Source organism: Gilliamella sp. B14384G10 (assembly GCF_016101685.1).
Lineage (GTDB): Bacteria > Pseudomonadota > Gammaproteobacteria > Enterobacterales > Orbaceae > Gilliamella > Gilliamella apis_A.
Genome location: NZ_JACFQA010000002.1, coordinates 805,479 through 824,653, shown reverse-complemented (window position 1 = coordinate 824,653; position 19,175 = coordinate 805,479). Strand labels below are relative to the sequence as shown.

The following is a 19,175-nucleotide window of genomic DNA, read 5'->3' as shown; positions in this document are numbered from 1 at the left end:
CTGATTTTTATTTTTTAATTGAAACTAAAGATTGCATGATTTAATAAGCAATAACACTAAAAAATAAGATTGGTTGTTTGGTAAATTCAATCAACCAACATGAATAGTCATAGTATAAGCAGTATTAGCCAATACGTATTTCTTTTATTCTTTATGGTGTAATTTATTTATTATAAATCAATTTATGTTCATTATCTAACCAGATACTGGTATCGTTGTTGTTTTGGTTCATAATTTTGATTTTAGAAAAATTAGCAATTGCGGTTTGTGCACCATGTTGGATCAGTTCAGCATTACCAATGCCGACACAATATGCACCGGCTATTCATAACACAACCAGCGTTAACTAAACAAATTCAATCTTTTGAACGAGTCATCGATCAAAAACTGTTTATCCGTGGTCGGAATGGAACAACATTGACTGCAATAGGTAATGTGTTATATCCCGAAGCTAAAAAACTACTGCAACAACATCAGAAATTCCTGTTATTTGCCGATAATATTAAGAAAAAAGCGAATGAATGCTTATCAATTGGTTTTGGTATCTCTTGTTTTCAACAGGTGCCTAAATGGATTCGGACTTTTTCTGATGGATCCCCTGAATGTCATATTGTGACTAAACAACTACCTTCTAGTGAGCAAATAAATCTGTTAATGCAAGGTGAACTAGATATTGGTTTTGTCCGGATGCCGGTGCCAGAATCATTGCGTTCAATTATATTATCTAAAGAGTATATTGTATTGGCGGTACCAACTGAGGTAAAAGAGAGTTCCGGTAATATTAACGAGATACTGGCAACGCATCCGTTATTGCAGATAAATCCAGATTTAGCCCCCTTGTTTAACTGAACAAACCCAATTAATGCTTGAAGGAATTAATGTGACTTTAATACAAGGAGGAACAACTAATGATCTTCCTACGCTTTTAGCGTTAATTGCCGCTAAAAATGGAATTGCTTTTGTGCCAGCTAGTGTTCGTCATTTTTTACCTAAAGGTGTGAAACTCATCACACTAGATTTAGCGCAACAGGGATGGGATATTGCCGTGGCGTGGAATAAAAGAATTGAAAATAAAAAGCGCGATTTATTTTTGGACATGAATATTAATCACATAAAAAACGTTGTTGTTTAATCGTTTTGTGATGAATAGGGGTGACGCTAACAAAAACCATCTGACAAGACCTACCATAAGGTTGGCTATAAACTTGATATTGCCAATTATTTGGTATGATTTGCTGTACATTATGAGGATAACTATCAAGTAAAGCAAAGGCGATTTGTTCCGCTTTAAACTGTTTTTGGAAATAGTGGTGTTGACTAATGATTGCGGTTAAATAACCACTAAAACCTAGCATAATCATGGCAAACATTAAGCAAGAAATCATGACTTCAATTAAACTGAATCCGGCTATATTTTTACTATTCACAATCAACGAGCCTTTTTTCTGGACAATAATCTAGCCAATGGCCTTTTTCAATAATCAAGTGATTATCAGCAAAAAACGTTAACATATAAAGATAATAGTCATCAGCTTGAGCTCTCAGTAGAGTATAGTTATCGATTTTTAATCGTGATTTTTTGATGCAAGCCTTGAATTGATATTGATTATCTAATAAACATTGCCATTGCTCACTCGGTGATTGCCATACCTGTTTTTTTGCCCAATTTAAACTTGAGCTTGCTTGATTAAACTGACGATAATGTTGAATCTCAATCAAATAGTTTTTTTTTAATGAATTAACTAGAGCCTGAAAACCGGTTAATAAAATGAGGCCGACAATGGTTAGGATAATTACCATTATTAGCGTGCTAAAACCTTCGGCTTGCGTTGTTTTTTTATTAAAATGGATTTTCATTTTTGATAATGGTTACCGTTTGATAGGTTATTTTTTTGTTTTTCTTTAATTGAGCTCTAATATTTATTACAAAATAGTTGTTTTGCTGTTTTATTAAAAATTGCGTTATTTTAATGTCATGTGGATCGAATATTTTCTCCCAATTTACACCCTCACAACTTATTGAACCTACTTTATATTCCAAATTATTTTTGTAGAAACGATAAGCAAAGATGTCTGATTTACTTGGCGCATTACGATCATAAATCCAATCATTGCGAATTTCACTATCATAACGGAAAATATAACAATTGTTTGAAGTATTGATTTCAATTGGATATTGTTTCATTTTTTCGGGGCTATTGGCAATAAATCCAGCACGTTTTAGATCTTTGGTTATACTAGCTAAACCTTGATGAATATTTTTTTCTAAATGAATATGCAAATTTTTTTCCAACAATATCGATTGTAATTTACTATAGAATGAGGTGATACCTATAAATATTAAACTGGAAAATGCAATACTTAACATTATTTCAAATAATGAAAATCCATTTTGTTTTAGCATCGCGGTAGTCCTGGTAAATAACTATTTTTCTTACAAAATCGGATCCGCCCTCGATAAGAAATGATAATTTGCGTGGTACCAATGGCGTTGTGTAATTCGATTGTCCCCGTTTGTGCCATATTTTTCCGGCCCCAAAAGGAGATGGTTTTTTTATCAGTTAAATCACTCAATTCAACAGAATTATTAGGCTTCATAAAATAGGCGGTGCCTTCTTGGCAAGTGGTTGGTTTTTCGCCCTTGCTAATACTTATGCACCAAGGCTTAAAAAAATAATATACGTGATAGTTTTCATTAGTGTTGTAAGCTCTTGCTTGAGCTTCTTCCAAAAAATAGGCTAGCTGTTTTGTGGTGGTTGTTAGTTCATTACGCAGTTGTAATTCTTTCCAATGTTGTACACCAATTGCGGCCAAAATAGCACTAATGCTGATAACTAATAAAAGCTCTAATAAAGAAAATCCGCTGTTTTGCATTATTTTTTTATTGAGAAATTTAATGAGAATTAAATTTTATATTCAAATAAAATCACGGTATTAACTTTTACTAAGATTTTGTGAAAGGTATTCCAAATAATTAACTTTTTTTGAGAGATCTTAATGATAAGATAAACCACTTAAAAATAGCGGCATATTATATTATACTGTCAGACCAATTAAATTTGCTAACGGACTTTAAGTTAAAGGAAACGAGAAATGCAACAATTACAAACTATTATTGAGGCAGCATTTGAACGTCGTGCTGAAATTACCCCTTCAAATGTTGATACAGTGACACGTGATGCGATTAATCAATGTATCGCTTTATTAGACAGCGGTAAAATGCGTGTCGCAGAAAAGATTAATGGCGATTGGGTAACTCATCAATGGTTAAAAAAAGCAGTGTTGCTTTCATTCCGTATTAATGAAAATCAACTTATTGATGGTGGTGCAACTAATTATTATGACAAAGTACCGTTAAAATTTGCTGATTATGATGAAGCGCGTTTCCAACAAGAAGGTTTCCGCGTTGTTCCATCAGCAATTGCACGTAAAGGCGCTTATGTAGCTCGCAATACAGTATTAATGCCTTCTTACGTCAACATCGGTGCTTATGTTGATGAAGGGACTATGGTTGATACATGGGTAACTGTAGGTTCATGTGCACAAATTGGTAAAAATGTCCATTTATCTGGTGGCGTTGGTATTGGTGGTGTATTAGAGCCATTACAAGCAAATCCAACTATTATTGAAGATAACTGTTTTATCGGTGCTCGTAGTGAAATTGTTGAAGGTGTGATTGTCGAAGAGGGCAGCGTTATCTCAATGGGTGTATTTATTGGACAAAGTACTAAAATTTATGATCGTGCAACTGGTGAAGTTCACTATGGTCGCGTACCGGCTGGTTCTGTGGTGGTATCAGGTAACTTACCAACTAAAGATGGTAAATACAGCCTTTATTGTGCAGTAATCGTTAAAAAAGTAGATGCTAAAACGTTAGGTAAGGTCGGTATTAACGAATTACTTCGTACTATTGATTAATTTTATTAATCTATCTATCTATTAAAGCTACCGTAAATGTTACGGTAGCAATAAAATGAGTTGTTTAAAGTGAGTTATATCTTATAACGATTAGAAGAGGAAAATTTATGCCTTCTTTTGATATTGTATCAGAAATTCAAATGCCAGAAGTCAAAAATGGGGTCGACAATGCGACTCGAGAATTGGCAACACGTTGGGATTTCAAAAATGTCGAAGCATCATTTGAGCTTAATGAGAAAAATGAAACTATCAAAGCGACGAGCCAATCAGATTTCCAAGTACAACAATTACTGGATATTTTACGTGATAAGTTAGCTAAGCGTGGTATTGATGGTGGCGCGCTGGAAATTCCAGAAGAGATGGAACATAGTGGTAAGTTTTATAGTATTACAGTTAAGCTGAAACAAGGTATCGATAAAGAATTAGCTAAAAAAATAGTTAAATTAATCAAAGATAGTAAAATTAAAGTCCAAGCACAAGTACAAGGTGACCAAGTTCGGGTTACTGGAAAATCACGTGATGATTTACAAGCAACTATGGCACTAGTTAAAAATGGTGAGTTAGGTCAACCATTTCAATTTACTAATTTCCGCGACTAATCAATCATTCTAATCTTTATTATTGCCGACATTGTTTTGACAAAATTATTCGGCAATATGTTTTTATTTATTCACAGAATCAACTTTTAAAAAATTTGAGGAAAGCACTTTTTTGCGGCTAAATTTTTAATAATATGTGCTTTTATTTTTATTTTTGGTGAGGCATTATTTCAAATAACGAGATTTTTTTGACTAAATACGTTATTCTATTTGCTTGTCTATCCTCTTATATTATAACAATACTTATTATGCTGAAAAAATTAGTTTTCTTTTTTGTTTTTTTTATTTTTTCATGTCCTTTATTTGCACAAAATCCCAATGACGAAGAAAAGAAAGTATTTATTGATAACTTATTATCAAAAATGACTATTAAAGAAAAAGTGGGGCAATTGCGGTTAATTAGTGTCGGCGGTGATCTAACCTTAGACAAAGTACTTGATCAAATAGAAGCTGGTGAAATAGGTGGCATTTTTAATACTGTTGTGGAACCCGATCTATCCAGAATGCAGGAAAGAGCTTTAAGATCACCAAACCAAATTCCGGTTTATTTTGGTTTTGATATTGTTCATGGGCATCGTACAGTATTTCCAATTAATTTAGGTATAGCTGCAACTTGGGATCGTAATGCTTTCGCTAAAGTGGCTGAGGTCTCTGCTGATGAAGCTACATCTGATGGACTTAATGTTACTTGGGCGCCAATGGTGGATATTACTCGTGATCCTAGGTGGGGACGAGTTTCCGAAGGATTTGGTGAAGATCCTTATTTAGCTTCAGAAGCAGGGCGAATTTTTGTTGAAAAAATGCAAAAGCAATCCTTGGCTGATAAAAAATCATTAGTCACAACGGTTAAACATTTTGCACTTTATGGTGCGGTAGAAGCAGGACGCGAATATAACAGCACCGATATGAGTGAACGCAAAATGTTTCAAGAATATCTTGTGCCTTATAAAGCGGCTATTGATGCCGGTAGCCGAGCGGTTATGGTTGCGCTGGTTAGTGTAAATGGTATTCCTGCTACAGCTAATCATTGGTTATTAACTGATGTATTACGCAACCAATGGCACTTTGATGGAGTAGTTGTTAGTGACCATGGTGCTATCCGTGAATTAATTAATCACGGCGTTGCACAGGATGCTAAAGATGCGGTACGTATTGCTATCAAAGCTGGTATTGATGTGAGTATGAATGATGAATACTTTTTACAGTTTTTACCAGAATTGGTTGATGAAGGTGCAATCTCAGAAGATCTGATTAATCAAGCTTGTCGCCATGTGTTAGAGCTTAAATATGATATGGGGTTGTTTAAAAATCCGCATCGAAATTTAGATCCTAATTTTGATATTGAAACTATGTTTGCTAACGATCGCCTACATCGTACTGAAGCCAGAGATGTAGCTCGTCGTAGTATTGTATTATTAAAAAATGAAAATAATTTATTACCGTTAGACAAAAATAAAAAAATAGCTGTCATTGGACCATTGGCCGATTCAAAACGAGATATTTTAGGTAGCTGGTCAGGTGCTGGGCGTGCTAATTTAGCGGTAACACCGTTGCAAGGCATTAAAAATGCCATTGCAAATCCCAAATTAGTTAGCTATGCTTGGGGGGCGAATCTTTCTGATGATCCTAACCTTGATAAATTCTTAAATTTATATGGTGAAAGCAGCAAATTTGATAAACGACCCGCTAATAAGATGATAGCCGAAGCTGTTGCTCAAGCTAAAAAATCAGATGTCGTTGTGGTTTTTGTTGGTGAAGCACAAGGCATGGCTCATGAATCATCAAGTCGAACCGATCTTGATCTACAAGCTAGTCAAAAACGATTAATTAAAGCATTAAAAGCCACTGGTAAACCACTTATTATTGCTTTAATGAATGGCCGTCCACTTACTGTGAAAGAAGAATATCAGCAAGCTGATGCTATGCTTGAAACTTGGTTTTTGGGTACTGAAGGCGGGAATGCTGTGGCCGATGTGCTGTTTGGTGATTATAATCCGTCAGCTAAATTACCTATGTCTTTTCCAGATAATGTTGGCCAGATCCCTGTTTATTATAGCCATTTAAAAACTGGTCGACCACATGGTACAGTTAATATGGGTAAATACACAACGTCTTACTTTGATAGCCCGAATGAGCCTTTATTTCCATTTGGTTTTGGCTTAAGTTATACTGATTTTACTATTGATTTTTCATTATCAAAAACTGAAATGTCACCAAATGGTGAAATTGAAGTTATTGCTAATGTGGAAAATACTGGTGAAAGAGAAGGTTCACAAGTGGTGCAGTTCTATTTGCAAGATGTGACAGCATCAGTAAGCCGACCGGTAAAAGAGTTAATTGGTTTTGAATTTATTACTCTTAAACCGCATGAAAAAGGTCAAGTAAAATTTGTTATCAAATATGACATGTTAAAATTCTGGAATGATAAAATGCAATATGTTGCAGAACCTGGTAAATTTAATGTGTTTGTAGGTGCAGATTCTACAACTAAAGATAAGCAAACATTTACTTTACTTGATAATTAAAGTTAGCATTTTCCGTCGACTTTGGTCGGCGGTTTTGTGCCGTGGTTATTGTTATGTTTGAGTTTGATCTTGTACTACAGCTTTTACAGCAGATGTGCGTGTATTTGGTTATTGCTTATTTGTTAAGTAAAACCCCAATTGTTATTCCTTTAATGCAAGTCACCATCCATTTACCTCATAAATTAGTCTGTTATTTTATTTTTTCTTTATTTTGCATTATGGGTAGCTATTTTGGTTTACATATTGAAGATACTATTGCGAATACTCGTGCTATTGGCGCTATTTTAGGAGGGTTGCTTGGTGGTCCAGTAGTAGGCCTTTTAGTTGGCTTAACTGGTGGTATTCATCGTTATACATTAGGTGGTATTACAGCTGAAAGTTGTATGTTATCGACTATCTTGACAGGTTTAATTAGTGGGCTATTTCACTATACCTTAATGAAAAGAGGTCGAATTGATTTAGTCTATAATCCATTTTTAGTCGGAGTATTAGGTGTTTTTGTTGAATCGTTAGAAATGATTCAAGTACTATTAATATCGAGACCTTTTGATGTTGTTCTACATGCAGTGCGTAGTATTGCTGCACCGATGATTGTTGCTAATAGTATTGGCGCTGCAATGTTTATGCGAATTTTACTAGATAGACGGGCGATTTTTGAACGTTATACATCGGCTTTTTCTGCCAAGGCTCTTAAAATCGCAGTGAGTACTGAAGGTCTATTGCGCGAAGGCTTCAATCAAGAAAATAGTACTAAAGTTGCAGAAATTATTTATCAACAATTAGATATTGGCGCTGTAGCTATAACAGATAGAGAAAAAATTCTTGCTTTTATTGGGGTAGGTGACGATCATCATCTACCTGGTACTCAAATTACTTCAAATGTTACTTTAGAAGCAATTGAGCAAAATGATGTTAAATATCTTGATGGTACACATCAACCTTATCAATGTTCAATTAATAAAAATTGTCGTTTAGGTGCAACTTTGGTTATTCCTCTGCGTGGTGAAAATGATAATGTAGTTGGTACTATTAAACTTTATGAAGGTAAAAATACATTATTTAGCTCAATAAATAGAACTTTAGGTGAAGGTATTGCCAGCTTGTTATCTGCGCAAATATTGGCCGGGCAAAATGAGTACTACAAACAGTTATTGTCTAAAACTGAGATTAAACTATTACATGCCCAAGTAAATCCTCACTTCTTATTTAATGCCTTAAATACTTTACTGGCTATTATTAGGCGTGATAAAGAACAAGCATCGCAATTAGTGCAAAACTTATCAACTTTTTTCCGTAAAAACTTAAAACGTACTGATGAAATAGTAACGTTAAGAGATGAAATAGAGCATGTAAATGCTTACCTACAGATCGAAAAAATGCGTTTTATGGAGCAGTTAAGTATAAATTTTGATATTCCTGAACAACTCGAATATGCGCAATTACCAGCATTTTCATTACAACCAATTGTGGAAAATGCCATTAAACATGGTACATCACAATTAATTAGTCAAGGAGAAGTAACGATTAGAGCCTATGAAAATGATCAGACTTTAATTTTAGAGGTTATTGATAATGCAGGTAATTATCGAGAAAATAAAAAAGATAATAAAGGGCTTGGTCTTAATTTAGTAGATAAACGAATTAAGATCCGCTATGGTGAAAACTATGGTATAAAGATAATCTGTATACCAGACGAATATACAAATGTAATGTTATCTTTGCCTTTGCTAGAGGATGTCGTAGTTTAATGTTAAATGTGATTATTGTTGATGATGAATTACTTGCTCGCGAAAATTTACGTTGTTTGCTAGACAACGATAGCCAAATTAATATTGTCGCAGAATGTAATAATGCAATGGATGCTATACGTGAAATTCATCGGTTAGCGCCTGATGTTGTTTTTCTTGATATTCAAATGCCGAAGATAAATGGTCTTGAAATGTTATCAATGCTTGATCCACAAACTATGCCTCATATTGTTTTTTTAACTGCTTATAGTGAGTTTGCTGTAAAAGCCTTTGAAGAACAAGCTTTTGATTACCTATTAAAACCTATTGAACAAGATAGGCTAAATAAAACATTAAGCCGCTTACACAAAAAATGTCCTGTAGCTGATATAAATCAATTATCAGGCATTGATCAACAGTTAAAATATATACCTTGTATTGGTCATAATCGAATTTATTTACTATCTAATGATGATGTTTTTTATATTTCATCTAAAGTCTGTGGTATTTATGTTTTTAATCAAAATAATAATGAATATTTTACTGAACTGACACTAAAAACGTTAGAAGATAAAACCTCGCTTATTCGTTGCCATAGACAATATTTAGTTAATTTAAAAAAGTTAAAAGAGATTCGTTTTAATGAAGCAGGTAGTGTTGATATTATTTTAAATAATGATGTTGCTGTGCCTGTGAGTCGTCGATATTTAAAATCGCTTAAAGAGATATTAGGACTATAATCATTTTATCTGGGTTTATTTCATCTATAGAGATACCGTTTACCAACCATTTTTAACCACTCATATAGTCGTTTCAACCTGTAACTAAATTTCCTATACCATTCAATTAACTAAAAAATTACTATACCCTTGAGCATAAAGTAAGCTTTATCTCATGATTCAATACAACCAAATTCAAAAACAATTTGAAGTTAATATCAATAAATTTTATCTACCTTTTTAACTATATAATTAAGTTAAAAATTAAATAGATGATATTAATCTTAAAGCGATAAAGAGAATTATTATGAATAATAGAATACTAAAGCATATACCTTGGGTTATTCTTGCTATCGTTGGTGCATGCTGTTTAGCTGTCATCGCACTACGTCGAGGGGAACATATTAGTGCATTGTGGATTGTTGCTGCTGCAGTGTCCGTTTATCTCGTTGCTTATCGATATTATAGTTTATATATCGCCAATAAAGTAATGCAGTTAGATCCGACACGAGCGACACCGGCAGTTATCAATAATGATGGCTTAAATTATGTTCCAACCAATAAATATGTCTTATTTGGACACCATTTTGCGGCAATAGCCGGTGCTGGACCGCTTGTAGGCCCTGTACTTGCAGCACAAGTAGGTTATTTACCGGGTACTCTATGGTTATTGGCTGGTGTGGTATTTGCTGGTGCAGTACAAGACTTTATGGTGCTATTTTTATCATCACGCCGTAAAGGGGCTTCATTAGGTGAAATGATAAAAGATGAAATGGGACCAATTCCTGGAACAATTGCCTTATTTGGTTGTTTCTTAATCATGCTAATTATTTTAGCTGTATTGGCATTGATTGTTGTTAACGCATTAGCTGAAAGTCCTTGGGGCGTATTTACTGTTTGTTCTACCGTGCCAATCGCATTATTTATGGGTATTTATATGCGATACCTCCGACCGGGTCGTGTTTTAGAGGTTTCAATAATTGGTATTGTATTACTCATCTTATCTATCTGGTTTGGTGGTGTTATTGCTCATGACCCATATTGGGGACCAGCATTAACTTTCAAAGCAACCACGATTACTTTTACTTTAGTTGGTTATGCATTAGTTTCTGCGATGTTGCCAGTATGGTTAATTTTAGCACCGCGTGATTATCTCGCCACTTTCTTAAAAATTGGTGTAATCGTTGGTTTAGCTATTGGTATTGTTATTTTAAATCCTGATTTAAAAATGCCAGATGTAACTAAATATGTTGATGGTACAGGTCCTGTTTGGAAAGGTTCTTTATTCCCATTCTTATTTATTACTATTGCTTGTGGTGCTGTTTCTGGTTTCCATGCCTTAATTTCATCAGGTACAACGCCAAAATTACTTGCTAATGAAACTGATGCACGTTTTATCGGTTACGGCGCTATGTTAATGGAATCTTTCGTGGCTATTATGGCTTTAGTAGCTGCATCAATTATTGAGCCAGGTTTATATTTTGCTATGAATACTCCACCAGCTGCGCTAGGAATAACTATGCCTGATTTACATAAATTAGGTACTGGCGATGCGGCGATGATAATGTCTCAACTGCAAGATGTGACTGCACATGCTGCGGCTACAGTTAGTTCGTGGGGATTTGTGATTTCACCTGAGCAAATTTTACAAACAGCCAAAGATATTGGCGAACCATCAGTGTTAAATCGTGCTGGTGGTGCACCTACCTTAGCCGTAGGTATTGCACATGTGTTCCATCAAATTCTTCCTGGTGCAAATATGGGCTTCTGGTATCACTTTGGTATCTTATTTGAAGCTCTATTTATTTTAACAGCGCTTGATGCAGGAACTCGTTCTGGACGTTTCATGTTGCAAGACTTATTAGGTAACTTTGTACCATTCTTGAAAAAAACTGATTCACTTATTGCTGGCTTTATTGGTACTTTAGGATGTGTTGGTTTATGGGGATATCTACTTTACCAAGGTGTGGTTGATCCATTAGGCGGTGTTAAGAGCTTATGGCCATTATTTGGTATTTCAAACCAAATGTTAGCAGCCGTAGCATTAGTATTAGCTACAGTTGTATTAATTAAAATGAAACGAGCTCAATTTGTTTGGGTGACTATTATTCCTGCCGTTTGGTTATTGATTTGTACTACTTGGGCATTGGCACTTAAACTATTTAGTAATGATCCTAATTTAGAAGGATTCTTCTATTTAGCTAATGAGTATAATCGTCGTATTGCCGAAGGCAGCGAATTAACTGCACAACAAATTGATAATATGCATCATATTGTCATTAATAACTACACTAACGCCGGTTTAAGTATCTTGTTCTTAGTGGTTGTGTATAGCATTATCTTCTTTGGTATTAAAACTGCACTTAAAGTGCGTAATAATAAACAAAGAACTGATAAAGAAACCGCTTATGTGCCTATTCCTGAAGGTGGTGTTAAAACTACGATGTCACATTAATTAACAGTAAACAGAATGTTGAATTAAAGTAACATTCTGTCTGTTTATGAAAATAACTTTCGTACTCCTTATTTTGCCTAACAATAGTCACTATCGTTAGGCATTTTTTATCACTGATTAAGCATCTTGTTTTTTATAAAAACGCTTTAATTGAAAAAATAATAATTTAGAATAATAGACTGTTTTTATAAAAATGATTTAAATTAATTAGGATGTTAAATTTACATAATAGTGATAGGAGATAAGGATGTTGGTAAGCAAAAAACGTGCTTTGTTAAGCAGTTTATTCATATTAGGTTGTGTATTTCAGGTTAATGCAAAAGAAGTTGATGTTGCTATTTTAGCAACGTCAGATGTGCATGGGCGAATGTTACCATGGGATTATGGTACTGACAAAGCAGACTCTTCAGGCTCTTATGCGCAGATATCTTCGTTTTTAAAGGAGTACCGTTCACTACATGAAAATGTCATTGTGGTTGATGCTGGTGATATTATTCAAGATAATCAAATTGAACGATTTCATAATGTGCAAAATCATCCGGCTATTGCGGCATTAAATGCCATGCATTATGACATTATGGTACTTGGCAATCATGAATTTAATTTTGGTATGCCGATAGTCGATAAAGTTATTTCTGAATTTAAAGGCCAATCTTTAGCTGCTAATATTTATTATAAAGATTCCGGTAAACCTTATTTACCCGCCACAACCATTATTGAGAAAGAAGGTATTAAAATTGGCTTTATTGGTGCAACTACCCCTTTTGTTCCTGAATACGAGAATAAAACTGGCTATGTAAATCAAATGGAATTTACCATGCCAATACCGGAAATAAAAAAACAAATTGCTAATCTCAAACAACAATCAGTTGATGCTATTGTTTTAGTTACCCATATGGGATTAGATAATGAAAACAATAAACCTGGTACAGGTGTTGCCGATGTTGCTAATCAATTACCTGAAATTGACATAATTATTGCCGGACATAATCATCAAAATATTAGTGAAAAAGTCATTAATAATGTGGTTATTACTGAACCTCATCGCTATGGAACAGTAGTATCGGTGGTTGATCTTAAATTTGATATTGATGGCAATAAAAAAACCTTAAAAGCAAAAAAATCGCAAACATTACCAGTAAAAACTTATCCAGCTGATTCTGAAATCGAAAAAATTTATTCACCTTATCATCAACAATTAAGAGAAATTTCTAATCAAGTTATTGGTGAAACAGATAAAGATCTTGTACCACAAGAGATAATACATGGTATACCAGCGGTTTACTTGCAAGAAAGTGGTTTAACTAATTTACTTAATTCTGTACAAATTTATTATAGCGGTGCGGATGTGACTGCGGTTTTAGTCGATAATAAAAAAGCGATATTAAATAAAGGGCCAATTGCTCGCAAAGATATTGCTAACAATTATCAATATACTGCTGGTGAAACCTCTATTTTTGAAGTTACAGGGAAGGATCTTAAAGATTATATGGAATGGTCTGCGGCATATTTTGCTCAAGTACAACCAACGGATAAAAATTATCAATATGATTCAGTGCGAGGCGCATCTAAATATATGACTTATGATATGTTTGGTGGCGTTAAATATATTATTGATTTAAGTGAACCAGTAGGAAATCGAATTAAAAATCTAACACTTTTAAATGGTAAAGTTATTACTGATGATATGAAACTCAAACTAGGTATGAATGCTTATCGTTATGAAATGCTGGTGAAAAAAGGTGGTCCATTAGAAGGGCGCCGAGTCGAGCCAATTTGGAATTCTCGCACGGCATTAGGTGATGAAGAAGGTACCATTCGTAATATGACCATTAAATATATTACCGATGTGAAGAAAGGTAAGATTACCGATGAATCAAATAATAATTGGAAAGTTATTGGTATTGATCCTAAATAATCGAATTAGTGTTAGCATTCTTATTGGCTTATTTTTACACTAGTTTTTAGTAAAAATGATAATTACTGTTATAAGTACTTAAGCACTTTAAATTTTATATTGAAGCTGGATTAACAGTAATTATCTTATTATGATAATTACCATGAATTTTTACTATAGAAGATATTTAATAATCGGTTTATCTGATTGATTATTTTTTATGATAAACAAAAAAATACGAGTCATTGACTCGTATTTAATTATTAATTTATTTATTGAGTGCTTTTACTTTCAGTATTATGCCCTCAACTGCAACAACCTCAACAGGATGACCTACTTCTAGATCTTGATTACATTTTGCTGACCATGTGCCGTCTTTGATTTTTACTCGACCTGAACCATTAGTAATGGCTTCGGTAACGATTGTTCTAATGCCAATTAATTCTTGTTGTGGTTGATTAATTTCAACTTTACTTGATTTGTTATTATCGCGTTTTTTTAACCAAGCCCACCAAAGATAAGCTGATATTAACGTAAAAATAGCAAACAAAATCCATAAAACAGGCCAAGACAGTGGTAAAATCCAAGCAATCAAGCCAACAATAATGGCTGCCATTCCACTCCAAAGTGCATATCCGCCAGTTCCTAATAATTCAGCTATCAGCAAAATACCGCCTAAAGCAAAAAATACCCAGTGAGGAGAATCATAAATAACCATTAAAAAATCTGTCATTGGTTGTTACCTATTATTAATTAAATTATATTTCCAATCATCTCTCAAACCAATTTATTATCAGTTAGGGATATGATTTTGCTAAACTTAGTCTATTTAGTATTTTTGATTAATTCGGCAATACCACCAATGCTACCCATTAGACTTGAAGCATCAAGCGGCATCATCACAACTTTACTGTTATCTGAAGCACCGATTTGTTGTAACGCTTCAGTATATTTTTGCGCAACAAAGTAGTTGATAGCATTAATATTACCTGCTGCAATAGCGTCCGAAACCATTTGTGTTGCTTTAGCTTCTGCTTCGGCCGCACGTTCACGTGCTTCAGCTTGTAAAAATGCTGCTTGTTTTTCACCTTCAGCTTTTAAAATTTCTGACTGTTTTTCACCTTCAGAACGTAAAATAGCTGCTTGACGGATACCTTCCGCTTCAAGGATTTCCGCACGTTTATTACGTTCAGCTTTCATTTGTGCATTCATGGCTGCAATTAGTTCTGCCGGTGGTCGAACGTCACGAATTTCAATACGAGTAATTTTTATTCCCCATGGGCTAGTTGCATCATCGACAATACTAAGTAGTTTTGAGTTAATATGGTCACGTTGTGATAACATCTCATCTAGTTCCATACTACCAAGTACTGTACGGATATTTGTCATCATCAGATTAATAACAGCACGCTCAAGTTGGTTAACTTGGTAAGCTGCTCTTGCAGCTTCTTGTACTTGTATAAAGCAAACTGCGTCAATTTGTACATTTGCATTATCTTTAGAAATAACTTCTTGAGATGGGATATCAAGCACTTGTTCCATCATATTAATTTTACGGCCCACACCATCCATAAAAGGAATAATAATATTTAAGCCCGGTTCTAAGGTATGAGTGTATTTACCGAAACGCTCGATAGTATATTGGTATCCTTGCGGAACAATAGTGATGGTTTTAAAAACAGTAACTAAAGCAAGTAAAACGATTACTGCTATAAAAATATAAAATATAGGCATAGATCAAAATCTCTAATTTTTATCAATTATTTATCGGAGTCGTTCATTTTAAAGACTAATATCTTGTTTGGCTAGCTTTAATTTGTTTGTTAAAAAATAATAAATTTTTTACTGTAAAAAGATCTTCTGATTGGTAGCAGGTAGACTTAATTTAAATGTACATAAAATATTCACTTGACAATACATCACTGAACTAGTTTAATAGTACAAAATCTTTTCTAGCAAATATAATAATGATAAATCAGCAATTCACATTAACGTATTGTAAACAAACTACCGTTTTGGGTTGGTGGCGCATTACTTCCTGCGGGTGATGTGATGATATCCTTTTTTCATAATACCCGCTCAGTGCGGGTATTTTAGTTTTGCAAAGATAAAAATAATTTTATAAAAGAGAGTCAACAATGAATAAGCCTACATTAACACAGATAATTAAAACCATTGGTTATTATCAGGATCCGACTCAGGTATTTTATCAACTTTGTGATAACAAACCGGCAACATTGTTACTGGAATCAGCTGAAATTGATAATAAGCAAGGTATTAAAAGTGTAATGATAGTTGATAGCGCTTTGACTATTTCTGCACTCAATAACCAAGTCACTTTTCAAGCTTTAACCAGTAACGGACAAAAATTATTGCCTTTATTGCTACAAGCTTTTCCTGATAACGTCGCTAAAACACAATTAGATGAACATAATCTTCAGCTAATTTTTCCGGCTATTGATAATTTGCAAGATGAAGATTCTCGCTTAAAGTCATTATCAATTTTTGATGCACTAAGAACATTATTAAACATCGTTAATATCCCACAACAAGCGAGTTCTGATGCAGTGTTTGTCGGTGGTTTATTTGCTTATGATCTTGTTGCTGGCTTTGAGGATTTACCTCTGTTACCAACCGAACAACGTTGCCAAGACTTTCGCTTTTATTTAGCTGAAACATTACTGGAAATTAATCATAAAGATCGTGTTTCATTGTTAAAAGCAACGGCATTTACTTCTTGTCCTGATGAGACAAAACGCTTGAATCAGCGCTTAACTGAGTTGCAAAGTAAACTCAATCAACCGATGAAAGCGATTAAGACTCAATCTTTAGCAGAAATAAATGTTTCATGTAATAAGAGTGATGATGATTTCAATACTATAGTTAAAAAAATGCAGGATGCTATCCAACAAGGTGAGATTTTCCAAGCCGTTCCTTCAAGACGTTTTTCATTACCATGTCCTGAACCATTATCTGCTTACCAAGTGTTAAAAAATACCAATCCAAGTCCATATATGTTTTATATGCAAGATAGCGATTTTGTTCTGTTTGGTGCATCACCGGAAAGTGCCCTTAAATATAACAAGACCAATAATCAAGTTGAAATTTACCCTATTGCCGGTACTCGACCTCGTGGTTTAACCGCAAGTGGTGAGATTGATTATGATTTGGATAGCCGACTGGAACTTGATATGCGCACTGATAAAAAAGAGTTGGCTGAACACTTAATGCTGGTTGATTTAGCCCGTAATGATTTAGCTCGTATTTGCCAGCCGGGCACTCGTTATACTAAAGAGTTATTAAAAGTTGACCGTTATTCGTGTGTTATGCACCTTGTTTCAAGAATAGTTGGCCAGTTGCGGACTGATCTTGATGCACTACATGCTTATCAAGCAACAATGAATATGGGAACATTAACCGGCGCACCTAAAGTAAGAGCAATGCAGTTAATTGCTGAATCAGAAAAAATAAAACGTGGCAGTTATGGTGGAGCAGTGGGGTATTTAACCGCTAGTGGTGATTTGGATACCTGTATTGTTATCCGTAGTGCTTATGTTGAAGATGGCATTGCCACGGTGCAAGCTGGTGGTGGGGTGGTTTTAGACTCAGAACCTCAATCAGAATCCGACGAATCACGTAACAAAGCTCGTGCTGTTGTTCGCGCGATTATGGCAGCACATAATGTAGAAGGTGTATTTTAATGGCTAATATCTTATTTATTGATAATGTTGATTCGTTTACTTATAACTTAGTTGATCAGTTACGTCATAATCAACATAACGTGACGATTTACCGTAATACTATTCCGGCGGATGTGATTATCGAAAAATTATCACATATGCAAAATCCTATCTTAATGTTATCGCCAGGACCAGGTACGCCAAGCGAAGCTGGTTCAATGCCTGAATTACTAAAACGTTTAAAAGGGAAATTACCGATTATTGGTATCTGCTTAGGCCATCAAGCGATTGTCGAATCTTATGGTGGTATGATTGTACCAGCTGGTGATATTTTGCATGGTAAAGCCTCATTAATTGAACATGATGGTCAAGCTATGTTTAAAGGCTTACCAAATCCATTACCGGTGGCTCGTTATCACTCTTTAAAAGGTGAAAATATACCGAAAACATTAACGATTAATGCCATGTGTAATAACATTGTTATGGCAGTACGTAATGATGAGGATCGGGTTTGTGGCTTTCAATTTCATCCTGAATCGATTTTAACCATTCAAGGGGTAAAATTATTAGAGCAAACCATTGAATGGGCTCTTAATCCAGTCCAAAAACAACCGCAAGCAAAACAAGAGGCAATTGTCGATAAGCAAGAATACAACATTCAACCGATTTTAAATAAATTGTATTTAGGACAAGTATTGTCACAACAAGAGAGCAAAATACTATTTAACTTAATTATTCAAGGTAAAATTGAACCAACTGTTTTGGCAACTGCGATTATAAGTATGAAAGTGCGAGGTGAAAAACCAGATGAAATTGCTGGTGCTGCGCAAGCATTACTTGAAAATGCAGATGCTTTTGAAGTCCCTGATTATGATTTTACCGATATTGTTGGTACAGGTGGTGATGGCACTAATAGTATTAATATATCAACAGCTAGTGCTTTTGTTACTGCAGCCTTAGGGTATAAAGTCGCTAAACATGGTAACCGAGGGGTATCAAGTAAATCAGGATCTTCCGATGTACTATCTGCTTTAGGTATTAAATTAAACATGTCAGCGGAAGCCTCACGTAAAGCGCTTGATGAATTAGGGGTATGTTTCTTATTTGCTCAACAATATCATTCAGGTTTCCGTCATGCTGCGCCAGTTCGTCAACAATTAAAAACACGAACAATTTTTAATGTGCTAGGTCCGTTGATAAATCCATCACGACCAAAACGTATTTTACTCGGTGTTTATCATCCTGATTTGATAAAACCGATTGCAGAAACATTAAAAATGTTGAACTATACCCATGCATATGTAGTACATGGTGCAGGTATGGATGAAGTGGCTATTCATGGCGAGACTCAAGTAGCCGAAGTAAAAAATGGTGAAATCAGCTATTTTACGCTAACACCAAAGGATTTTGGTTTACAACAATATACTTTAAAAGATATTGAGGGTGGTACACCTGAAATGAATCGTGATTTGTTGTTAGCTATTTTACAAGGACATGGTAAACCAGCTCATGAAGCGGCTATTGCTGCAAATGTAGCTATGTTAATTAGCTTGTTTGGTGAACCAGACTTAAAACAAAATGCACAACGTGCAATTGAATTGATGCATAGTGGCAAGGCTTATGAGCTATTACAAAAGTTAGCAGCAAGATAATAA

The 19,175-nt window shown here is 34.5% G+C and carries 17 protein-coding genes; 11 read left to right on the top strand and 6 right to left on the bottom strand.

What is annotated here, in order from left to right:
• Nucleotides 1-312 precede the first annotated feature (312 nt).
• The gene (locus H3T54_RS07990) at nucleotides 313-849 is read left to right on the top strand and encodes a LysR family transcriptional regulator (protein ID WP_198222032.1); all 537 of its coding nucleotides are present in this window, start codon (nucleotides 313-315) and stop codon (nucleotides 847-849) included.
• Nucleotides 850-880: 31 nt separating this feature from the next.
• The gene (locus H3T54_RS07985) at nucleotides 881-1,132 is read left to right on the top strand and encodes a hypothetical protein (RefSeq protein WP_198221911.1); all 252 of its coding nucleotides are present in this window, start codon (nucleotides 881-883) and stop codon (nucleotides 1,130-1,132) included.
• On the opposite strand, the gene H3T54_RS07980 is transcribed toward H3T54_RS07985, so the two are convergent.
• Genes H3T54_RS07980 through H3T54_RS07965 form a run of 4 tightly spaced genes read right to left on the bottom strand, consistent with a single transcriptional unit; the run spans nucleotide 1,104 to nucleotide 2,874 of the window.
• Complete coding sequence (locus H3T54_RS07980; RefSeq protein WP_198221909.1) at nucleotides 1,104-1,427, bottom strand: prepilin-type N-terminal cleavage/methylation domain-containing protein; 324 nt, start codon at nucleotides 1,425-1,427, stop codon at nucleotides 1,104-1,106. The two genes, H3T54_RS07985 and H3T54_RS07980, sit on opposite strands and share 29 nt — an antisense overlap.
• Entirely contained in the window at nucleotides 1,420-1,800 is a 381-nt protein-coding gene (locus H3T54_RS07975) for a DUF2509 family protein (protein ID WP_198221907.1), read from the bottom strand. The genes H3T54_RS07980 and H3T54_RS07975 overlap by 8 nt, the downstream gene beginning before the upstream one ends.
• A 40-nt stretch (nucleotides 1,801-1,840) precedes the next feature.
• Complete coding sequence (locus H3T54_RS07970) at nucleotides 1,841-2,404, bottom strand: prepilin peptidase-dependent protein (RefSeq protein ID WP_198221905.1); 564 nt, start codon at nucleotides 2,402-2,404, stop codon at nucleotides 1,841-1,843.
• Nucleotides 2,398-2,874, bottom strand: coding sequence for a prepilin-type N-terminal cleavage/methylation domain-containing protein (locus tag H3T54_RS07965; RefSeq protein WP_198221903.1), 477 nt, complete (start codon nucleotides 2,872-2,874; stop codon nucleotides 2,398-2,400). Before H3T54_RS07965 ends, H3T54_RS07970 begins: the two co-directional genes overlap by 7 nt.
• A gap of 219 nt (nucleotides 2,875-3,093) precedes the next feature.
• On the opposite strand from H3T54_RS07965, the gene dapD reads away from it, so the two are divergent.
• The 7 genes from dapD (at nucleotide 3,094) to H3T54_RS07930 (ending at nucleotide 13,861) form a co-directional block, all read left to right on the top strand.
• The gene (dapD, locus tag H3T54_RS07960) at nucleotides 3,094-3,918 is read left to right on the top strand and encodes a 2,3,4,5-tetrahydropyridine-2,6-dicarboxylate N-succinyltransferase (RefSeq protein ID WP_065563367.1); all 825 of its coding nucleotides are present in this window, start codon (nucleotides 3,094-3,096) and stop codon (nucleotides 3,916-3,918) included.
• 107 nt (nucleotides 3,919-4,025) lie between these two features.
• Entirely contained in the window at nucleotides 4,026-4,517 is a 492-nt protein-coding gene (locus tag H3T54_RS07955; protein ID WP_034903574.1) for a YajQ family cyclic di-GMP-binding protein, read from the top strand.
• Nucleotides 4,518-4,765: 248 nt separating this feature from the next.
• Complete coding sequence (gene bglX, locus H3T54_RS07950) at nucleotides 4,766-7,042, top strand: beta-glucosidase BglX (RefSeq protein WP_198199143.1); 2,277 nt, start codon at nucleotides 4,766-4,768, stop codon at nucleotides 7,040-7,042.
• Nucleotides 7,043-7,095: 53 nt separating this feature from the next.
• Nucleotides 7,096-8,790, top strand: coding sequence for a sensor histidine kinase (locus H3T54_RS07945; RefSeq protein ID WP_198221901.1), 1,695 nt, complete (start codon nucleotides 7,096-7,098; stop codon nucleotides 8,788-8,790).
• Nucleotides 8,790-9,509, top strand: coding sequence for a two-component system response regulator BtsR (gene btsR / locus H3T54_RS07940; RefSeq protein ID WP_110448330.1), 720 nt, complete (start codon nucleotides 8,790-8,792; stop codon nucleotides 9,507-9,509). The genes H3T54_RS07945 and btsR overlap by 1 nt, the downstream gene beginning before the upstream one ends.
• A 286-nt stretch (nucleotides 9,510-9,795) precedes the next feature.
• Nucleotides 9,796-11,943: a carbon starvation CstA family protein gene (locus tag H3T54_RS07935; protein WP_232351540.1), complete on the top strand. Its 2,148-nt coding sequence runs from the start codon at nucleotides 9,796-9,798 to the stop codon at nucleotides 11,941-11,943.
• Nucleotides 11,944-12,190: 247 nt separating this feature from the next.
• Entirely contained in the window at nucleotides 12,191-13,861 is a 1,671-nt protein-coding gene (locus tag H3T54_RS07930; RefSeq protein ID WP_198221899.1) for a bifunctional UDP-sugar hydrolase/5'-nucleotidase, read from the top strand.
• A gap of 247 nt (nucleotides 13,862-14,108) precedes the next feature.
• Here the strand turns inward: H3T54_RS07930 and H3T54_RS07925 are convergent, their stop codons facing one another.
• Together H3T54_RS07925 and H3T54_RS07920 are read right to left on the bottom strand one after the other, a co-directional pair.
• Nucleotides 14,109-14,573: an NfeD family protein gene (locus H3T54_RS07925; protein ID WP_198221897.1), complete on the bottom strand. Its 465-nt coding sequence runs from the start codon at nucleotides 14,571-14,573 to the stop codon at nucleotides 14,109-14,111.
• Between the two features lie 92 nt (nucleotides 14,574-14,665).
• Entirely contained in the window at nucleotides 14,666-15,574 is a 909-nt protein-coding gene (locus H3T54_RS07920; RefSeq protein ID WP_086359750.1) for an SPFH domain-containing protein, read from the bottom strand.
• Nucleotides 15,575-15,978: 404 nt separating this feature from the next.
• Here H3T54_RS07920 and H3T54_RS07915 point away from each other — a divergent pair, with 404 nt between their 5' ends.
• Together H3T54_RS07915 and trpD are read left to right on the top strand one after the other, a co-directional pair.
• On the top strand, nucleotides 15,979-17,541 hold the full coding sequence (locus H3T54_RS07915; RefSeq protein ID WP_198221895.1) for an anthranilate synthase component 1: 1,563 nt from the start codon (nucleotides 15,979-15,981) through the stop codon (nucleotides 17,539-17,541).
• Nucleotides 17,541-19,172 carry a bifunctional anthranilate synthase glutamate amidotransferase component TrpG/anthranilate phosphoribosyltransferase TrpD gene (gene trpD, locus H3T54_RS07910; protein WP_110448326.1) on the top strand — a complete coding sequence of 544 codons (1,632 nt, stop codon included), beginning with the start codon at nucleotides 17,541-17,543 and terminating at the stop codon, nucleotides 19,170-19,172. Before H3T54_RS07915 ends, trpD begins: the two co-directional genes overlap by 1 nt.
• Nucleotides 19,173-19,175: the final 3 nt, after the last annotated feature.